This window comes from Enterobacter cloacae complex sp. SHL009, from assembly GCF_049237205.1.
GTDB classification, from domain to species: domain Bacteria; phylum Pseudomonadota; class Gammaproteobacteria; order Enterobacterales; family Enterobacteriaceae; genus Enterobacter; species Enterobacter cloacae_M.
The window spans coordinates 55,059-74,235 of sequence record NZ_JBMKIW010000013.1; the positions used below are offsets into that span (position 1 = coordinate 55,059).

The following is a 19,177-nucleotide window of genomic DNA, read 5'->3' on the forward strand; positions in this document are numbered from 1 at the left end:
TTGCCAGCGCGAGATTCGTGCTGTCAGTGACGAGAAGGTGGTCTTTTCGTCCCTTTTTTACACTCAGCACCAATGACTTAAGAAGGGACCTGACCATGACTTTTCGCCATTGTGTGGCTGTCGATTTAGGCGCATCCAGCGGCCGCGTAATGCTCGCCACCTGGGACTGCGATCGGCGCATACTTACGCTTCGCGAAATGCACCGTTTCGCCAACTGCCTGCAAAAACAGGACGGTTTTGATACCTGGGATATTGATGCCCTGGAAGCGGAGATCCGCACCGGGCTGAACAACGTCTGCAATGACGGCATTCGCATCGACAGCATCGGCATCGATACCTGGGGCGTGGACTACGTTCTGCTCGACAGCCGCGGCGAATGCGTCGGCCTACCCGTCTCGTATCGCGACAGTCGCACCGACGGGCTGATGACACACGCCATCGCACAGCTTGGCAAGGACAACATCTATGGCCGCAGCGGTATTCAGTTTCTGCCGTTTAACACGCTCTATCAGCTGCGCGCGCTGGTTGAGCAGCAGCCGGAGCTGGTCAAAAAGGTGACGCACGCGTTACTCATTCCGGACTACTTAAGCTATCGGCTGACCGGCAACATGAACTGGGAATACACCAACGCCACCACCACGCAGCTGGTCAACATCAACACCGATAGCTGGGATGAAACCCTGCTGACCTGGACGGGCGCCTCGCCCTCCTGGTTCGGCACGCCAACGCACCCCGGAAATGTGATAGGTCGGTGGATTTGCCCGCAGGGGAATGAAATCCCCGTCGTTGCCGTCGCCAGTCACGATACCGCCAGCGCAGTAATTGCATCCCCGCTGGCCAGTAGAGACGCGGCCTACCTCTCGTCCGGCACCTGGTCGCTGATGGGTTTTGAGAGCAAAACGCCGTACACCAGCGACGCCGCGATGACGGCGAACATCACTAACGAAGGCGGTGCAGAAGGGCGCTACCGCGTTCTGAAGAACATCATGGGCCTGTGGCTGCTTCAGCGCGTGCTGAAAGAGCAAAACGTTAACGACCTGCCCGCGCTTATCGCAGAAACCGAAAAGCTGAAGGCCTGTACGTTCCTGATTAACCCGAATGACGACCGCTTTATTAACCCGGTGCATATGAGCGCCGAAATCCAGTCCGCCTGTTTCGAAGCCGGGCAGCCGGTGCCTTCCCGTCCTGCCGAGCTGGCGCGCTGTATTTTTGACAGCCTCGCCCTTCTCTACGCAGATGTACTGAGCGAGCTGGTCGACCTGCGAGGCGCACCGTTCAGCCAGTTGCATATCGTGGGCGGAGGCTGCCAGAACCAGCTGCTGAACCAGCTCTGCGCCGATGCCTGCGGCATCACCGTGGTGGCGGGTCCGGTGGAGGCTTCGACGCTCGGCAACATCGGTATTCAGCTGATGACCCTGGACGAACTTTCTGATGTCGATGAATTCCGTTCGGTGGTCACCGCGAATACCTGCCTGACCACCTTAACCCCCAATCCCTGCCATGAAATAGCCCGCTACCGGGCGCAGTTTCAGAAAAAACGACTGACTAAGGAGCTTTGCGCATGACCACTCAATTAGAACAAGCCTGGGAGCTGGCTAAACAGCGTTTCGCCGCCGTCGGCGTGGATGTCGAAACGGCGCTGCGCCAGCTCGACCGTCTGCCCGTCTCTATGCACTGCTGGCAGGGTGATGACGTCGCCGGCTTCGAGAACCCGGGCGGTTCTCTGACGGGGGGGATTCAGGCGACGGGTAACTATCCGGGCAAAGCGCGCAACGCCACCGAACTGCGTGCCGACCTGGAGCTGGCGCTGAGCCTGATCCCGGGGCCAAAACGCCTTAACCTGCATGCGATTTATCTGGAGTCCGACGCACCGGTAGCGCGTAACGAGATCAAACCGGAACACTTTAAAAACTGGGTGGAGTGGGCGAAAACCAACAATCTTGGTCTGGACTTTAACCCGTCCTGCTTCTCGCACCCGCTGAGCGCCGATGGTTTTACCCTCGCGCACGCCAACGACAAAATCCGTCAGTTCTGGATCGACCACGTGAAGGCCAGCCGCCGCGTTTCGGCGTATTTCGGCGAGCAGCTCGGCACGCCGTCAGTAATGAACATCTGGATCCCGGACGGCATGAAAGACATCACCGTCGACCGCCTGGCCCCGCGTCAGCGCCTGCTGGCCGCGCTGGATGAGGCCATCAGCGAGAAGCTGGACCCGGCGCACCACATCGACGCCGTGGAGAGCAAGCTGTTCGGCATTGGCGCCGAGAGCTACACCGTCGGCTCGAACGAGTTCTACATGGGGTACGCCACCAGCCGCCAGACCGCGCTATGCCTGGATGCCGGTCACTTCCATCCGACCGAGGCGATCTCCGACAAAATCTCCGCAGCCATTCTCTACGTGCCGCGCCTGCTGCTGCACGTCAGCCGCCCGGTGCGCTGGGACAGCGACCACGTGGTGCTGCTGGATGACGAAACCCAGGCGATTGCCAGCGAAATTATCCGTCACGACCTGCTCGACCGCGTGCACATTGGCCTCGACTTCTTCGATGCCTCCATCAACCGCATCGCGGCGTGGGTTATTGGCACCCGCAATATGAAAAAAGCCCTGCTGCGCGCGCTGCTGGAGCCAACCGCAGTGCTGAAAAAGCTGGAAGAAAACGGCGACTACACCGCGCGCCTGGCGCTGCTGGAAGAGCAGAAATCCCTGCCGTGGCAGGCCGTTTGGGAGATGTACTGCCAGCGTAACGACGCTCCGGCAGGCAGCCAGTGGCTGGAAAACGTGCGCGCGTACGAGAACAACGTGTTGAGCAAGCGCGGGTAATTTTGCCCTCACCGCGATAACTGGAAAATAAAGACTATGCAGACTATCACCCACTCCTGGTTCGTTCAGGGCATGATCAAAGCCACCTCCGACGCCTGGCTGAAAGGCTGGGACGAGCGCAACGGCGGCAACCTGACGCTGCGTCTGGACGACGCGGATATCGCGCCTTACACCGGAGATTTTCACCAGAAGCCACGCTATATTGCCCTGAGCCAGCCCATGCCGATGCTGGCCAACACGCCGTTTATCGTCACCGGCTCCGGCAAGTTCTTCCGCAACGTTCAGCTTGATCCACAGGCCAACCTCGGCGTGGTGAAAGTGGATAGCGACGGCGCGGGCTACCACATTCTGTGGGGCCTGACCGATGAGGCGGTACCCACGTCTGAACTGCCGGCGCACTTCCTCTCTCACTGCGAGCGCATCAGGGCGACTAACGGCAAAGATCGCGCGATCATGCACTGCCACGCCACCAACCTGATCGCCCTAACCTATGTGCTGGAAAACAGCGCCGATTTCATCACTCGCAAGCTCTGGGAAGGCAGCACCGAGTGTCTGGTGGTGTTCCCGGATGGCGTGGGCATTCTGCCGTGGATGGTGCCGGGTACCGACGAAATTGGCCAGGCAACCTCCAGAGATATGCAAAAACATTCGCTGGTGCTGTGGCCGTTCCACGGCGTGTTCGGCAGCGGTCCGACGCTGGATGAAACCTTCGGCCTGATCGACACCGCCGAGAAATCGGCTGAAGTGCTGGTGAAAGTTTATTCCATGGGAGGAATGAAGCAGACCATTACCCGCGAAGAGCTTATTGCGCTCGGCAAGCGCTTCGGCGTGACCCCGCTACGGTCAGCGCTGGAAATCTATGCATAAACCCTCGCTGACCGGACGGTACGGGCGATAGTTAAGGAGAATTATCATGAGCTTTATGTTGGCACTTCCAAAAATCAGCCTTCACGGCGCGGGCGCTATTGGCGATATGGTTAACCTGGTGGCGAACAAGCAGTGGGGAAAAGCGCTGATTGTCACCGACGGCCAGCTGGTAAAGCTGGGCCTGCTCGACAGCCTTTTTGCCGCACTGGACACCCATCAGATGTCGTATCACCTGTTCGACGAGGTGTTCCCGAACCCGACGGAAGCGCTGGTGCAAAAAGGATTTGCGGCATACCGGGACGCGGAGTGTGATTACGTGATCGCCTTCGGCGGCGGCAGCCCGATTGATACCGCCAAGGCGATTAAAATCCTCACCGCCAACCCCGGGCCGTCCACCGATTATGCCGGCGTCGGCAAGGTGAAAAACGCGGGCGTGCCGCTGGTGGCGATCAACACCACCGCAGGCACGGCGGCGGAGATGACTAGCAATGCGGTAATCATCGACTCTGCGCGCCAGGTGAAAGAGGTGATTATTGACCCGAACATCATCCCTGACATCGCCGTGGACGATGCCAGCGTCATGCTGGATATTCCACCCTCCGTGACCGCCGCAACGGGGATGGACGCGTTAACCCACGCCATAGAAGCCTACGTGTCCGTTGGCGCGCACCCGCTGACCGATGCCAACGCGCTGGAGGCAATCCGCCTGATCAACCTCTGGCTGCCGGAAGCGGTCGAAGACGGTCATAATCTTGAGGCGCGCGAGCAGATGGCGTTTGGTCAGTATCTGGCGGGCATGGCGTTTAACAGTGCGGGTCTCGGCCTTGTGCATGCCCTGGCGCACCAGCCGGGCGCGACGCACAACCTGCCGCACGGCGTGTGCAACGCCATCCTGCTGCCGATCGTCCAAAGCTTTAACCGCCCGAACGCAGGTGCCCGCTTCGCCCGCGTGGCGCAGGCGATGGGCATCGATACTCGCGGCATGAGCGTTGAAGCCGCCAGCATGTCCGCCATTCAGGCGATTCGCGACCTGAGCGCTCGCGTCGGCATCCCTTCCGGCTTCAGCCAGCTCGGCGTGACCAAAGCTGATATTGAAGGCTGGCTGGATAAAGCTCTCGCCGACCCGTGCGCGCCATGCAATCCGCGCACCGCCAGCCGCAACGAGGTTCGCGAGCTGTATCTGGAGGCATTATGATCCGCAAAGCCTTTGTTATGCAGGTTAACCCGGACGCGCATAAGGAGTACGCGCATCGCCACAACCCCATCTGGCCCGAGCTGGAAGCGGTACTGAAAGACCACGGTGCGCACCGCTACGCCATCTATCTCGACAGAGAACGCAGCCTGCTCTTTGCCACCGTGGAGATTGATTCGGAGGAGCGCTGGAACGCGGTCGCGAGTACTGACGTCTGCCAGCGCTGGTGGAAACACATGCGTGATGTAATGCCGTCGAACCCGGACAACAGCCCGGTGAGTATCGGGCTGCAAGAGGTGGTTTACCTGGACTGACCGGTTAACGCTGCCGCACCCGCGGCAGCGGCTATCTCCTGCCTGCTGCTCAGCGTAAACGCCGACACTACCGTAATCGCCAGCACGAAACAGCCCAGCATCAGATACGTCTCCTGGAAGCCGATCCGGTCATACATATTCCCGGCAAAAGCGGAGAGGAAAATGGCCGCCGACTGCTTGGCGAACTGGAAGCCGATCAGATAGATAGTCGCTGACAGTCGGGTATCAAACACCCCGGTGATGTACTTGAATGCCCCCACCAGCAGGAACGGCACCTCCAGCGCGTGCAGCATCTTCAGGGCAATCACTTCTACAGCGGTGGTGGCAAATGACGAGCCAATGATGCGCGTCGCCATAATCACCCCGGCGATCAGCAGCGTGTTTTTCGCGCCGATGCGGTTAATGATCCACGGCGAACAAAACATGATGATCGCGTTGCAGATTTCCCCCGCCGTGGTAGCGAAACCAAAGGCGCGAGTACCTTCCTGCGGCGTGGCGAAGAACGTTTTGAAGAAAGTGGCAAACTGCTGGTCAAATACGTCATAGACGCAGGCTACGCCAATCACGTACAGAATAAACATCCACATCCTGCGCTGACGGAACAGGCTAAAGACCGTTTTCGCAGTGATCTGCGGCTGTTTGGCACCCAGCGCATTCATCACCTGCGCCGTCTGGTTGGGTTTTGGCTTCGCGACCACCAGCAACAGCATCAACAGCAGCGCCGCCGCAGACCCCATCCAGAAAACATATGACGGATCGATGCCGAACAGGATCCCGCCCGTGGAGGCGCATAGCCCCCAGCCGAGGCAGCCAAACATGCGCGCCTTACCGTATTCAAAGAAACTGTTACGGCTCACGCGTTCAATGTAGGCCTCAATTGCCCCCGAGCCCGCCGAAAAGACAAAGCCGATATACAGGCCACCGCTCAGCGCGCCCAGCCAGATGTTGGCTTTCAGCAACGGCGCAAAGACGTAGAGGAAGAAAGGGGCAAACAGGAACAGCAGCACGGAGATGATCCACAGCAGGTGTTTTTTCAGCCCCAGCTTGTCCGAGATCACGCCAAGCACCGGCTGGAAGGCGATAGCCGACAGCGAGATGCAGGAGAAGACAATCCCGGTATGGGTTTTATTCAGGCCGATGATGTCCGACAGCCAAATCGGCAGGAACGGAAAGCAGGTGGCCATGATGAAGAAGTAGAGAAAGAAGAACAGCCCAAAGATCCAGAAGTTAGGGTTGTCTTTGTGGGTACAGGTTGTTGTGTTCATTATTTTTATCCTCAACGGAGGGTCGGCTGCCCGGCCCGTCACCCTTACACGCGTTCAACGCCAATCAGAATGGCGGTTTCCGGATCCAGAATCGGCAGCGCAATGCCCGCCTGCATCAGCCACTCGCCGCTCACCGTTTGCGGCGTTTCCATCCACGCCGGTAGCTTGCGCATGGTGTGCCCTCCCTCGCCCGTAATCTGAATATTCGGGTGATCGAGCAGCGTGACGCGGTACCGCGCGCTGGCCTCCAGCCCCGCCATGCGCAGCGGCATCATCAGGCTGTAGTCCGGCATCGCGAGCTGGCTGACCATAAACAGCCCCTGCGCCTTATCTTCGCTTACAATCCCCTGCGCCAGCGTGGTGGCGTCCGGCATATCAATTCGCCACTGGGTGCCGTGATGAATGACGTCGCGCCACTGCTTGTGTAGCGCGGCGTAATGGCGATAGCCTTCGCGCTCCTGTTCGTCCACGGTGAGCGGATCCAGCTCTAGCCCCATATGGCCAAACAGGGCCGTCAGCCCCCGGAAGGCGATGCCGTGCTGGCGGAAGGTGGCGTGGCATTGATGATGACCGATATGCGCGCCCATCACCTCCGGTGGGAAGAAGTAGCTCATGCCGCGCTGGATGATGCTGCGCTCCAGCGCGTCGTTGTTGTCAGACGCCCAGAAGCGGTGGCTGCGGGTCAGTACCTCATAATCAATGCGACCGCCGCCGGAGGAGCAGGATTCAAACTCAATATGCGGGAAGCGCTCGCCCAGCACGTCCAGCAGGCGGTAAAACTGGCGGGTCTGGGCGTCGGCGGCGGCTTTACCGTTGTGTCCAGGCTGCACCAGCTCGCGGTTCATGTCCCACTTCACGTAGTCGACCGCATGCTCGCCCAGCAGCCAGCTCATACGCTCCACAAGGTAATCAAAGGCCTCCGGGATGTTGAGATTGAGGACCAGCTGGTGTCGTCCGGTCGCCTGGGGATAGCCCGGCAGCGCCAGTACCCAGTCAGGGTGCGCGCGGTACAAATCTGAATCCGGGTTGATCATCTCCGGCTCAACCCAGATGCCAAACTCCATGCCGAGCCGTTTGACGTGGTCGATCACCGGCGTCAGGCCGTTCGGGTATTTTTTCTCGTCCAGATACCAGTCGCCCAGCGCGGCATGGTCGTCATTGCGGCCTTTGAACCAGCCGTCATCAATGATGAAGCGCTCCACGCCCAGCGCGGCGGCCTCGTCGGCCATGCGCTTGATGTACTTCGGATCGTGGTTGAAGTAGATCCCTTCCCAGGTATTGAGGTGCACCGGGCGCGGTTTGTTTTCCGGGAAGCGGATGATGTTGTCGCGCAGGTAGCGGTGAAACGGCTGGCTCATGCCGTTCAGGCCCTGCGTGGAGTAGCTGGCATACAGGCGCGGCGTCCAGAGCGTATCGCCCTCCTCAACCACCATTTCACCCGGCAGGTAGAGCGCTTCGGCCTGGAGATAGCGACGACCGTCGGTTTTCGCTTCCGCGCGCAGGCGGTGATTACCGCTCCAGCCCAGATGCACGCCCCAGACGTCACCCTGCATTTCGCTGAACGACGGCGTACCGGCAATCAGCGCCGGGAAGTGCTCGTGGGAGGTTTTACCCCGACGGTTTTCAATCACGAAGCTGTCATGTTCAAGCTTTACGCGGTGCGGCTGAAACTCCCTGATCCAGCGACCGTGGAAGGCCATTACCTCCTGCGCGCGCTCGGCCACCGGCAGCGTGACGGCAAAACGGTCCACCTGCCAGGGGATCGCTTTCAGGTTCGTTAAACCGTGACGAACCACCAGCACGCCGCTGGCATCCAGCGCCAGCTCGCTGGTCAGGCGCAGTCCCGCGCATTCATCTTCGGCGGTAATCGTCAGGGTGTTAACGCCCTGCTGCACCTGCGTGGTTTTGAACACCGGGGAACCGTCCACCCCCTGGCGATGCCCCTCAATGCCAGGCGAGCCAAACAGGCCATGCCCCAGCTCGGCCATCAGCGTGACCGGGGAGTCGACGTCAAGCCTGCCGTTGGCAACAGGACGCGCGAGCATAGCAACATCCTGTGGCGAAAAGTACTGAAGGTGCGGCCCCCAGTAGAGAATTTCGGCGAACGGATGGGTTTTGATCACCACGTCTACCGTCGTGGTTTCGAGTCGTAAAACGGAATCTTGCATCAGACATCTCCTGTCATCGGGAAGATCTGAGTGTTGATCCGAAACGTTTCGGATACAAACCAAAACGTTTCGGTTTTGTGATCGACTTTAGAAAATGGAGAGATTCAGGCCGTCTTGCCGGGAGAGAATTCGGGCTGCCAGAGCACCTGAAGTTGTTCAATATCGTCGCCGCTAATCAGCTGGCGCACCATATCGGCAATCTGTTTCCCGACGCCCTGGCGGGTGGACTGGATCACCGACGCCACGTCAATATCGACGATGCTATCCTGCGGCAGGCCGTCATAGACCACCAGCGAGACGGCGTTGTCGCCGGATAAACGCCCCAGCTGCGCCAGCGCCATCGCCGCGCCGTCGCCGTGGGTGTTACAGTCGGTGATGATGGCCGTGGGCGGCTGCGGCAGGGCAAGCAGTTCTTTGGTGGTGGCATACCCGACTCGGCGCGAAGGCGGCATGGCGCGCAGCCATTCGCTGGAAAGCCCGGCTTCCCGCAGGGCGTCCAGATAGCCCTGACGGCGCTGGGTGATAAACGCCTGATTGTTGCTTTCGCCCAGTAGGGCAATGCGCTGATGGCCTTTCCCGATCAGCCAGCGGGTAGCATTGTACGTACCGGCATAGTTGTCGAAGTCGAACCACGCGTACGGCTGCGGTAGCTGGCTTCGACCAAGCGCCAGAAAGGGGAATCCGGCCGCCTGCAGCTGCTCAAGTCGCGGATCGCGATCCAGCGTGTGGGCCACAATCAGCGCGTCCACGCGGCGGCTTTGCACCATGCGCATATAGCTGTGCTTATCCGCCAGATCGTCGTCGGCGATGAGCAATAAGTCGATCTCATGTCGCGCCAGTTCGTGGCTAATTTCGCCGACCATGTCCATAAATACGCTGTTATTGAGCGGAACAGGATGTACGGGAAACACCAGCCCGACGGCGTCAATTTTGCCCATCTTCAGGCGGCGGGCGAAGGTGTTAGGCCGATAGCCGCGTCGCTGGGCTTCCGCTTCAACGCGAGCGCGCGTCTCGTCAGAAACGTCGTCATATCCGTTGAGGGCGCGGCTGACGGTGGTAACAGAGAGCCCCAGTTCTTTGGCAATGGCTTTAAGCGACATGATTTTCCTTATCTTCGTTAGTTTTGTTCCGCCACCAGCAGCGCGTAAGTGTCTGGCTCCAGGGCCTTGAAGATATGCGGCTGGTCGGCGGGATAACAAATGTAATCCCCTGCGCCTAGCTCTTCTGCCGCGTCGAGCAGGCCGACCAGCGCCCGCCCCTGCGTCACAATAATATGCTCAACCGAGCCCGGCGGATGCGGCTGGGAAATACGGTCTGCGCCCGGTTGGGTCATCAGAAGATAGACATCGCGGCGCGCGCCCGGAGGGCATGCCGCCAGCAAAATGGCTTCATAATTAGCCTGTCCGGCAACCACTTTCGTCCCTTCACCACGGCGGATCACCTGCGTGGTCGGCAACTGCGGCTCAAGCAAGCGGGCGAAAGGAATATCCAGCGCCACGCACAGCGACCACAGCGTTTCCAGGCTAGGGTTACCGTTGCCGGACTCCAGCTGGGAAAGCGTTGATTTTGCGATCCCGGCACGGCGGGCAATTTCCGCCAGTGAAAGCCCGGTTCGCAGGCGTTCTCGCACCAGACTTTTGGCGATCAGGCTGATCGGCTGCGTCATATAACGGCCTCTTGTTCTATAAAACGAACGAATCGTTCGTCTTGAAAATCAGTTTCGTTGCGTTCATTATAATGGATACACGTTCGATATGGCTAAAATTGTATGAAGCATCATCTCTCTTGCCTGAAAGGCGACACCATAAAAGCAATCATCCTGGTCTGCCTCGCGGTCGGCGTGGTCGGGATGTCATACGGCTCCCTGGCGATGGCCTACGGTTTCCCGGTCTGGGTACCGTTTGTACTCTCCATCACCGTACTCGCGGGCGCGTCAGAGTTTATGTTTATCGGCATTGTGGCAAGCGGCGGTAACCCGCTGGCGGCTGCGGCCGCGGGGTTGCTGGTCAACGCGCGGCACGTGCCGTTTGGCGTGACGGTCCGTGAGCTGGTCGGCAAACGTGGTCTGAGCCTGTTGGGCTGCCACATCATGAATGACGAAAGCGTGGTGTTTGGCCTGTCTCAAAAAACGCCCGAACAGCGCAAAGCGGCGTACTGGCTATGTGGTTTAGGCGTGGCGATTGTCTGGCCGCTGGGGGCCCTGCTGGGCGCTATGGTCGGTAAACTGCTGCCGGACCCGGAAACCATCGGGCTGGATGCAGTATTCCCGGCCATATTGCTGGCGCTGGTGGTGCCCGCGTTTAAAAACCGCACCACGCTGATCCGCGCCTGCAGCGGAGCCGCGCTGTCACTGGCCGCCGTGCCGTTTGCCCCGGTGGGATTACCGGTGCTGCTCTCTTTACTGGGTCTTGCTGCGAGGAAAAAATAATGGGAAATATGACGTTTTTTATTCTCGGCATCGCCATTTTGTCTGCGGGAACGTATCTGATGCGTCTTGGCGGGGCAAAACTGGGCAGCAGGCTGGCATTGTCAGAACGTTCACAGGCGCTGCTGTCAGATGCGGCAACGGTATTGCTGTTTTCCGTGGCGCTGGCGACCACGTTTTATGAAAGTGACCACTTTGCCGGCATGGCGCGCGTGCTGGGCGTGGCGTTTGCGGTATTTCTGGCCTGGCGAAAGATGCCGTTAATTGTGGTGATCGTGGCGGCGGCAGTGGTAACCGCGCTGCTGCGCGTGGCGGGCATAAACTAAAAAAGCGCCCCGGGGGCGCTCTTTCGACGGTGTGACAGCTTATTTCGTCAGTTCAGCAGTCATGTGTACGCGGTTACCTGAGAACGCCTGGGTAATTTTGTAAGATGACGCGCCGGCTTCCTGAGCCTGAGCCGCGATTTTCGCTTCTGCGCCGTCAATGGTTGACGCGGTTGCGGTCACGGTCTGAGCAGCGAAAGAACCGAAAGAAGTAGCCAGAGCGATTACAGCGACAAAAGTTTTGATGCTTTTCATAATATAAACCCTTTCATTAAGTTGTTTAGGTAAGGCACCGTGCCTTGATGAGATAAATACTAGACCTCATCATGAACAACTAAAAGCGGAAGGATTTGCTATTATCATTCAAAATTATTGATCAACTATTAATCGCTGAGGATGGGTATAAACGGTCGCCCTTCCCGGCTTGCAGAAGCCCACCAGCGTCAGGTTGCAGCGCTCCGCCACCTCCACTGCCAGCGTGGTCGCCGCCGATACCGCAAACAGAATTTCCACACCGCACATCGCGGATTTTTGCACCATCTCATAGCTGGCGCGGCTGGAAACGAGTGCCGCCCCCTGCTTCCACACGTCACTTTCACGCGCCCGGCGACCGAGCAGCTTGTCCAGCGCCACGTGGCGGCCAACGTCCTCGTTTCCCCCGGCAATATCTCCCGACGGCAACACCCATGCCGCCGCGTGCGTGCAGCCGCTCAGCTGGCCGACGGGCTGTACATCATTCAGGTGCTCGAGCGCATGGTCGAGGTGCGCCAGATTAAAGGTCTGAGTAAACGGCAGTGGCGCTACGGGTTTGCCAATATCGTTGAGCTGCTCAACGCCACACACGCCGCAGCCGGTACGCCCGGCCAGCGCGCGGCGGCGCTCTTTCAGCCCTATAAAGCGGCGGCTGGAGAGTTCGATTTGCACTTCAAGGCCGTTGCAAGCCTGCACCACGTCCATGCCGTAGATCTCCTGCGGATGGTCAATGATGCCTTCCGAGAGGGAAAAACCGATGGCGAACAGCTCGAGATCTTTCGGCGAAGCCATCATCACCACATGGGAGATACCGTTGTAAACGAGCGCAACGGGCACCTCTTCCGCCAGATAATCGGGCGAGGCATGGGTAATGTGGGGCGGTCTGTGTACCGACAGTTCCACAATACCCGCAGGCAGTGGCGACAAGTGGGGAGCACGGTTTTGTTTAGACACAGCGGTATTCCTGAACAACCACGGAGGTGAGCCTGCTATTGCATCACAAACAACAGGGCTTACGCATAGTATGGATCAACTTTTCGACAACCATTCTCCTACTCATTTAGCAGGGGTGCAACCTGCCACCCGCTACACCGCTTTAACATGCAGAGCTGTTAATGTGATCGATATCACACTTTATAATCAACATGGTGATAATACGTTCACTTTGTATTAACGCCATTAGAACAGCGGTACCGACAATGTGGTATTCTGATGATATCCCTCGTGGAATTGAGGGATTAACGCAAATTTTTCTCCTTTGCGGTCAATTCTCAGCCGCGAAGTTAAAACTACATATGTAAGCAATGTCGAAACAAGGAGTGACCCATGCAGGTCAGCAGAAGGCAGTTCTTTAAGATCTGCGCTGGCGGTATGGCAGGCACCACGGCAGCGGCACTGGGCTTTGCGCCCGGCGTAGCGCTGGCGGAAACGCGGCAGTATAAACTGCTGCGCACCCGTGAAACCCGTAATACCTGTACGTACTGCTCTGTCGGTTGCGGGCTGTTGATGTATAGCCTCGGCGACGGTGCTAAAAACGCCAAAGCGTCTATTTTCCATATCGAAGGCGACCCGGATCATCCGGTCAACCGCGGCGCATTGTGCCCGAAAGGGGCCGGTCTGGTGGACTTTATCCACTCCGAAAGCCGCCTCAAATTCCCGGAATATCGCGCGCCAGGCTCCGACAAATGGCAGCAAATCAGCTGGGAAGAGGCGTTCGACCGCATCGCAAAACACATTAAAGAAGACCGCGATGCCAACTTTGTAGAGAAGAACGCCGACGGCGTTACGGTCAACCGCTGGCTCTCCACCGGGATGCTGTGTGCCTCTGCTTCCAGCAACGAAACCGGTTATTTAACCCAGAAATTTACGCGCGCACTCGGTATGCTCGCGGTCGACAACCAGGCGCGTGTCTGACACGGACCAACGGTAGCAAGTCTTGCTCCAACATTTGGTCGCGGTGCGATGACCAACCACTGGGTCGACATCAAAAACGCCAACCTCATTGTGGTGATGGGTGGTAACGCCGCTGAAGCGCACCCTGTCGGGTTCCGCTGGGCGATGGAAGCCAAAATCCACAACGGTGCGAAACTGATTGTGATCGATCCCCGCTTTACGCGAACTGCGTCAGTGGCGGATTTCTACACCCCTATTCGTTCAGGTACTGACATCACTTTCCTGTCAGGCGTATTGCTGTACCTGATGACCAACGAAAAATATAACCGCGAATACACCGAAGCCTATACCAACGCCAGCCTGATCGTGCGTGAGGATTACCACTTCGAAGATGGCCTGTTCAGCGGTTACGACGCCGAAAAACGCAAATACGACAAAACCAGCTGGAACTACGAGCTGGATGAGAAAGGCTTTGCGAAGCGCGATACCACCCTGCAACACCCGCGCTGCGTGTGGAACCTGCTGAAAGAGCATGTTTCCCGCTATACGCCGGAGGTGGTTGAGAATATCTGCGGTACGCCGAAGGCAGACTTCCTGAAGGTGTGCGAGCTTATCGCCGAGACCAGCGCGAAGGACAAAACCGCGTCGTTCCTGTACGCACTCGGCTGGACGCAGCACTCCATCGGCGCGCAGAACATCCGTACCATGGCGATGGTTCAGCTCCTGCTCGGCAACATGGGGATGGCAGGCGGCGGCGTGAACGCCCTGCGCGGTCACTCCAACATTCAGGGTCTGACCGACCTCGGCCTGCTGTCTCAAAGCCTGCCGGGTTACATGACCCTGCCGAGCGAGAAACAGACCGACCTGCAGACCTACCTGACGGCCAGCACGCCTAAACCGCTGCTCGAAGGCCAGGTCAACTACTGGGGCAACTATCCGAAGTTCTTCGTCTCGATGATGAAAGCGTTCTTCGGTGATAAAGCGACGGCGGAAAACAGCTGGGGCTTTGACTGGCTGCCGAAGTGGGACAAAGGTTACGACGTTCTGCAGTATTTCGAGATGATGCATCAGGGCAAAGTGAACGGCTATCTGTGCCAGGGCTTTAACCCGGTTGCCTCGTTCCCGAACAAGAACAAGGTTGTTGAGTCTCTGTCGAAGCTGAAGTTCCTGGTGACGATTGACCCGCTCAATACCGAGACTTCAACTTTCTGGCAGAACCACGGTGAATCGAACGACGTCGATCCGTCGAAGATTCAGACCGAAGTGTTCCGTCTGCCGTCAACCTGCTTCGCGGAAGAGAACGGTTCTATCGTCAACTCCGGACGCTGGCTGCAGTGGCACTGGAAAGGTGCGGACGCCCCGGGCATCGCCATGAACGACGGCGAGATCCTGGCCGGCATCTTCTTACGCCTGCGTAAGATGTATGCGGAAGAAGGCGGCGCGAACCCGGAACCGGTGCTGAACATGACCTGGAACTACTCGACGCCGGAAAACCCTGCGCCGGAAGAAGTGGCGATGGAGAGCAACGGTAAGGCGCTGGCGGACGTTATCGACCCGGCCACCGGTACCGTGCTGGCGAAGAAAGGCGATCAGCTCAGCACCTTCGCGCACCTGCGCGATGACGGTACCACGTCAAGCGGCTGCTGGATCTTCGCCGGTAGCTGGACGCCAAAAGGCAACCAGATGGCCAACCGCGATAACGCCGACCCGTCGGGCCTTGGCAATACGCTGGGCTGGGCATGGGCGTGGCCGCTCAACCGCCGCATCCTCTATAACCGCGCATCCGCTGACCCGCAGGGCAACCCGTGGGATCCGAAGCGTCAGCTTCTGAAGTGGGACGGTGCGAAATGGGGCGGCGTGGATATTCCGGACTACAGCACTGCCGCACCGGGCAGCGACGTTGGGCCGTTTATCATGCAGCCTGAGGGGATGGGACGCCTGTTTGCTATCGATAAGATGGCGGAAGGTCCGTTCCCGGAACACTACGAGCCCTTTGAGACGCCGCTGGGTACCAACCCGCTGCACCCGAACGTGGTCTCTAACCCGGCAGCCCGTATCTTTAAGGGCGATTTCGAAGCGCTGGGTAAAAAGGACAAGTTCCCGTACGTGGGTACCACCTACCGTCTGACCGAGCACTTCCACTACTGGACCAAGCACGCGCTGCTTAACGCCATCGCGCAGCCGGAACAGTTCGTGGAGATCGGCGAGAAGCTGGCGGGCAAGCTCGGCATCGCCCATGGCGATACCGTGAAGGTTTCCTCTAACCGCGGCTATATCAAGGCCAAGGCGGTGGTGACCAAGCGTATTCGCACGCTGAACGTTCACGGTCAGCAGGTGGATACCATCGGTATTCCGATCCACTGGGGCTATGAGGGCGTGGCGAAGAAAGGGTTCATTGCGAACACCCTGACGCCGTTCGTCGGCGATGCGAACACGCAGACGCCGGAGTTTAAGGCCTTCCTCGTGAACGTGGAAAAGGTGTAACGGAGACGACTTATGGCTTATCAATCTCAAGACATTATCCGTCGTTCCGCGACTAACGGTTTCACGCCCGCGCCTCAGGCGAGGGACCACCAGCAGGAAGTGGCGAAGCTTATCGACGTGACCACCTGTATCGGCTGTAAAGCCTGTCAGGTGGCCTGCTCTGAGTGGAACGATCTGCGTGACGAAGTGGGTCACAACGTCGGGGTGTACGACAACCCGGCGGACCTGACCGCCAAGTCCTGGACGGTGATGCGTTTCTCGGAAGTGGAGCAGAACGACAAGCTGGAATGGCTTATCCGCAAAGACGGCTGTATGCACTGTGCGGATCCGGGCTGCCTGAAGGCATGTCCGTCAGAAGGGGCTATCATTCAGTATGCCAACGGCATCGTCGACTTCCAGTCTGAACAGTGCATCGGCTGCGGCTACTGCATCGCCGGCTGCCCATTCGACGTACCGCGCCTGAACCCGGAAGACAACCGCGTTTACAAATGCACCCTGTGCGTTGACCGCGTCACCGTCGGCCAGGAGCCTGCATGCGTGAAGACCTGCCCAACCGGCGCGATCCACTTTGGTTCTAAAGAGGATATGAAAACGCTGGCGGCAGAGCGCGTAGGCGAGCTGAAAACCCGTGGTTACGACAACGCGGGCCTGTACGATCCGGCCGGAGTTGGCGGTACGCACGTAATGTACGTGCTGCACCACGCCGACAAGCCGAACCTGTATCACGGCCTGCCGGAGAACCCGGAAATTAGCGCCACCGTGAAGTTCTGGAAAGGCATCTGGAAACCGCTGGCAGCGGTCGGTTTTGCTGCCACCTTCGCAGCGAGCATCTTCCACTACGTCGGCGTTGGTCCGAACCGCGCGGAAGAGGAAGACGACAACCTGCATGAAGAGAAAGACGAGGTGCGCAAATGAGAAAACGTGACACCATCGTGCGCTACACCGCGCCGGAACGCATCAACCACTGGGTCACCGCCTTCTGCTTCATGCTGGCGGCGATAAGCGGGCTGGGGTTCTTCTTCCCGTCCTTCAACTGGCTGATGCAGGTACTGGGTACGCCACAGCTGGCGCGTATTCTGCACCCGTTTGTGGGCGTCATCATGTTCGCGTCGTTCATCATTATGTTTTTCCGCTACTGGCACCATAACCTAATCAATCGGGATGATATCTTTTGGGCGAAGAATATTCGTAAGATCGTCGTCAACGAGGAAGTGGGTGATACCGGGCGTTATAACTTCGGCCAGAAATGCGTATTCTGGGCGGCGATTATCTTCCTGGTCCTGTTGCTGGTGAGCGGCGTGATCATCTGGCGTCCGTACTTTGCGCCTGCTTTCTCAATCCCGGTGATCCGATTCGCGCTGATGCTGCATTCATTTGCCGCAGTGGCGTTAATTGTGGTTATCATGGTGCATATCTACGCCGCCCTTTGGGTGAAAGGCACCATTACCGCGATGGTGGAAGGATGGGTAACCAGTACGTGGGCGAAGAAACATCACCCGCGCTGGTACCGTGAAGTCCGCCAGAAACAGGAAAAGTCATCTGAATGAGTATTCGCATAATCCCGCAAGATGAGCTGGGGTCGAGCGAGAAACGCACGGCGGATTATATTCCGCCGTTGTTATTCCCCAGACTCAAGAACCTCTACAACCGCCGCGCAGAGCGTCTGCGCGAGCTGGCAGAGAACAACCCGCTGGGCGATTTTCTGCGCTTTGCCGCGCTGGTTGCCCATGCGCAGGAAGTGGTGCTGTACGACCACCCGCTGCAAATGGACCTGACCGCGCGCATCAAAGAAGCCAACGCGCAGGGCAAGCCGCCGCTGGACATTCACGTCCTGCCGCGCGACAAGCACTGGCAAAAGCTGCTGCATTCGCTCATTGCCGAGCTGAAGCCGGAGATGAGCGGTACCGCGCTGGCGGTCATCGAGAATCTGGAAAAAGCCTCTGACCTGGAGCTGGAAGAGATGGCGAGCGCGCTGTTTGCCGCCGACTTCGCTCTGGTCAGCAGCGATAAAGCGCCGTTTATCTGGGCTGCGCTGTCGCTCTACTGGGCGCAAATGGCAAGCCTGATCCCCGGTAAAGCCCGCGCCGAATACGGCGAGGCGCGCCAGTTCTGCCCGGTCTGCGGCTCCATGCCGGTATCGAGCATGGTGCAAATTGGCACGACTCAGGGGCTGCGCTACTTGCACTGCAACCTGTGTGAAACCGAGTGGCACGTGGTGCGCATCAAGTGCAGCAACTGCGAGCAGACCCGCGATCTGAATTACTGGTCGCTGGAAAACGAAGAAGCGGCGGTGAAAGCCGAAAGCTGCGGCGACTGCGGCACTTACCTGAAGATTCTGTATCAGGAAAAAGACCCGAAAGTCGAAGCCGTGGCCGACGATCTCGCCTCGCTGATTCTGGACGCGAAGATGGAGCAGGAGGGCTTTGCCCGCAGCTCGATCAACCCGTTCCTGTTCCCGGGTGAAGGGGAGTAATTTCCTCTGACAGTGCCGGGCGGCGCGAGCTTGCCCGGCCTACAGTTGGTAAGGTGAAACGACTCCAGTAATGCCCGAAAAGTCTTTCGTGTTTCGAGAAATCAACGGACAATTTCTGCTCTGAGCTGTGGCCAGAATGATAGCATCAGGCAGTTTCATTCCATGCTTCTCGCGCAGAATTACACTTCTTTCAGCGATATCTCGGGTGATATCAATAATCTCAAATACGCCCATCACTGTCGCAGTTTTCGCTTCGTGACCATGTTTGCGGGCACCCACCATGACTTCCATCCATGTGATCAGGCTAATTGCTCGATGCGAAGCTGTGCGATCAATTGCATCCGCAGCCTCAACGCGATTATTAAATAGATCAATGAGTATATTGGTATCGAACACCGCCATGTGCTCCATAATTACCACTCCTCACGCAGCTTGCGTTCATACTCAAGCCCATCTTCCTGCTGGTTTCCCCACAAGCCAAGCGCATCGCGGATAACCGATGAACTCTGCTGGTCGAGATATTGCTCAATGGCTTCCCGAAGCAATTCGGCACGAGGCCGGTTACGCAGCTGCTTCAGATTATCCAGTCGTTGAATTACGTCATCAGACAAATCGATCAGAATTCTGCCCATATCAAGATCCGCGGAAAGACTCATATATCACCTTAGTATATCACCATTGTCTATTTTTAAGGCAACAT

19 protein-coding genes are annotated in these 19,177 nt (G+C 58.2%); 11 read left to right on the plus strand and 8 right to left on the minus strand.

Annotated features, from left to right (window positions below):
* Window positions 1-95: 95 nt before the first annotated feature.
* Genes rhaB through rhaM form a run of 5 tightly spaced genes read left to right on the plus strand, consistent with a single transcriptional unit; the run spans window position 96 to window position 5,194 of the window.
* Complete coding sequence (rhaB, locus tag ACOTZC_RS21565) at window positions 96-1,565, plus strand: rhamnulokinase (protein WP_126304460.1); 1,470 nt, start codon at window positions 96-98, stop codon at window positions 1,563-1,565.
* On the plus strand, window positions 1,562-2,821 hold the full coding sequence (gene rhaA, locus ACOTZC_RS21570) for an L-rhamnose isomerase (protein WP_421636020.1): 1,260 nt from the start codon (window positions 1,562-1,564) through the stop codon (window positions 2,819-2,821). Before rhaB ends, rhaA begins: the two co-directional genes overlap by 4 nt.
* A gap of 36 nt (window positions 2,822-2,857) precedes the next feature.
* Window positions 2,858-3,688, plus strand: a complete 831-nt coding sequence (gene rhaD / locus ACOTZC_RS21575) for a rhamnulose-1-phosphate aldolase (RefSeq protein ID WP_248163046.1) — start codon at window positions 2,858-2,860, stop codon at window positions 3,686-3,688.
* A gap of 46 nt (window positions 3,689-3,734) precedes the next feature.
* Window positions 3,735-4,883, plus strand: coding sequence for a lactaldehyde reductase (gene fucO, locus ACOTZC_RS21580; RefSeq protein ID WP_348595443.1), 1,149 nt, complete (start codon window positions 3,735-3,737; stop codon window positions 4,881-4,883).
* Window positions 4,880-5,194, plus strand: a complete 315-nt coding sequence (rhaM, locus tag ACOTZC_RS21585) for an L-rhamnose mutarotase (RefSeq protein WP_126304466.1) — start codon at window positions 4,880-4,882, stop codon at window positions 5,192-5,194. Before fucO ends, rhaM begins: the two co-directional genes overlap by 4 nt.
* Here rhaM and ACOTZC_RS21590 read toward each other — a convergent pair.
* From ACOTZC_RS21590 to ACOTZC_RS21605, 4 genes are all read right to left on the minus strand, one after another.
* Window positions 5,182-6,459: an MFS transporter gene (locus ACOTZC_RS21590; RefSeq protein ID WP_126304468.1), complete on the minus strand. Its 1,278-nt coding sequence runs from the start codon at window positions 6,457-6,459 to the stop codon at window positions 5,182-5,184. The two genes, rhaM and ACOTZC_RS21590, sit on opposite strands and share 13 nt — an antisense overlap.
* A 44-nt stretch (window positions 6,460-6,503) precedes the next feature.
* The gene (locus ACOTZC_RS21595) at window positions 6,504-8,627 is read right to left on the minus strand and encodes an alpha-galactosidase (protein WP_126304470.1); all 2,124 of its coding nucleotides are present in this window, start codon (window positions 8,625-8,627) and stop codon (window positions 6,504-6,506) included.
* 104 nt (window positions 8,628-8,731) lie between these two features.
* A complete protein-coding gene (locus ACOTZC_RS21600; RefSeq protein WP_023309743.1) occupies window positions 8,732-9,727 on the minus strand; it encodes a LacI family DNA-binding transcriptional regulator in 996 nt (331 codons plus the stop codon).
* Between the two features lie 17 nt (window positions 9,728-9,744).
* Complete coding sequence (locus tag ACOTZC_RS21605) at window positions 9,745-10,293, minus strand: helix-turn-helix domain-containing protein (RefSeq protein ID WP_023309744.1); 549 nt, start codon at window positions 10,291-10,293, stop codon at window positions 9,745-9,747.
* Window positions 10,294-10,395: 102 nt separating this feature from the next.
* Between ACOTZC_RS21605 and ACOTZC_RS21610 the strand changes: the two genes are divergently transcribed.
* Both ACOTZC_RS21610 and ACOTZC_RS21615 read left to right on the plus strand, forming a co-directional pair.
* Window positions 10,396-11,055, plus strand: a complete 660-nt coding sequence (locus ACOTZC_RS21610; RefSeq protein WP_023309745.1) for an AzlC family ABC transporter permease — start codon at window positions 10,396-10,398, stop codon at window positions 11,053-11,055.
* The gene (locus tag ACOTZC_RS21615; protein ID WP_047174098.1) at window positions 11,055-11,378 is read left to right on the plus strand and encodes an AzlD domain-containing protein; all 324 of its coding nucleotides are present in this window, start codon (window positions 11,055-11,057) and stop codon (window positions 11,376-11,378) included. The genes ACOTZC_RS21610 and ACOTZC_RS21615 overlap by 1 nt, the downstream gene beginning before the upstream one ends.
* A 39-nt stretch (window positions 11,379-11,417) precedes the next feature.
* Here the strand turns inward: ACOTZC_RS21615 and ACOTZC_RS21620 are convergent, their stop codons facing one another.
* Both ACOTZC_RS21620 and fdhD read right to left on the minus strand, forming a co-directional pair.
* The gene (locus ACOTZC_RS21620; RefSeq protein WP_023309747.1) at window positions 11,418-11,630 is read right to left on the minus strand and encodes a DUF1471 domain-containing protein; all 213 of its coding nucleotides are present in this window, start codon (window positions 11,628-11,630) and stop codon (window positions 11,418-11,420) included.
* 114 nt (window positions 11,631-11,744) lie between these two features.
* A complete protein-coding gene (gene fdhD, locus ACOTZC_RS21625; protein WP_421636021.1) occupies window positions 11,745-12,581 on the minus strand; it encodes a formate dehydrogenase accessory sulfurtransferase FdhD in 837 nt (278 codons plus the stop codon).
* A gap of 372 nt (window positions 12,582-12,953) precedes the next feature.
* Here fdhD and fdnG point away from each other — a divergent pair, with 372 nt between their 5' ends.
* Genes fdnG through fdhE form a run of 4 tightly spaced genes read left to right on the plus strand, consistent with a single transcriptional unit; the run spans window position 12,954 to window position 18,477 of the window.
* The gene (gene fdnG / locus ACOTZC_RS21630) at window positions 12,954-16,004 is read left to right on the plus strand and encodes a formate dehydrogenase-N subunit alpha (protein ID WP_126330977.1); all 3,051 of its coding nucleotides are present in this window, start codon (window positions 12,954-12,956) and stop codon (window positions 16,002-16,004) included.
* A gap of 12 nt (window positions 16,005-16,016) precedes the next feature.
* Window positions 16,017-16,919: a formate dehydrogenase subunit beta gene (gene fdxH / locus ACOTZC_RS21635; RefSeq protein WP_008501831.1), complete on the plus strand. Its 903-nt coding sequence runs from the start codon at window positions 16,017-16,019 to the stop codon at window positions 16,917-16,919.
* Window positions 16,916-17,551: a formate dehydrogenase cytochrome b556 subunit gene (gene fdoI / locus ACOTZC_RS21640; protein ID WP_023309750.1), complete on the plus strand. Its 636-nt coding sequence runs from the start codon at window positions 16,916-16,918 to the stop codon at window positions 17,549-17,551. Before fdxH ends, fdoI begins: the two co-directional genes overlap by 4 nt.
* On the plus strand, window positions 17,548-18,477 hold the full coding sequence (fdhE, locus tag ACOTZC_RS21645; protein WP_045404233.1) for a formate dehydrogenase accessory protein FdhE: 930 nt from the start codon (window positions 17,548-17,550) through the stop codon (window positions 18,475-18,477). Before fdoI ends, fdhE begins: the two co-directional genes overlap by 4 nt.
* A gap of 39 nt (window positions 18,478-18,516) precedes the next feature.
* Here fdhE and ACOTZC_RS21650 read toward each other — a convergent pair whose 3' ends face one another.
* Both ACOTZC_RS21650 and ACOTZC_RS21655 read right to left on the minus strand, forming a co-directional pair.
* Window positions 18,517-18,888 (minus strand): type II toxin-antitoxin system VapC family toxin, encoded by a 372-nt coding sequence (locus ACOTZC_RS21650; protein ID WP_080298642.1) that lies wholly within the window; start codon window positions 18,886-18,888, stop codon window positions 18,517-18,519.
* A gap of 2 nt (window positions 18,889-18,890) precedes the next feature.
* Complete coding sequence (locus tag ACOTZC_RS21655) at window positions 18,891-19,133, minus strand: ribbon-helix-helix protein, CopG family (RefSeq protein WP_023309753.1); 243 nt, start codon at window positions 19,131-19,133, stop codon at window positions 18,891-18,893.
* Between the last annotated feature and the right edge of the window lie 44 nt (window positions 19,134-19,177).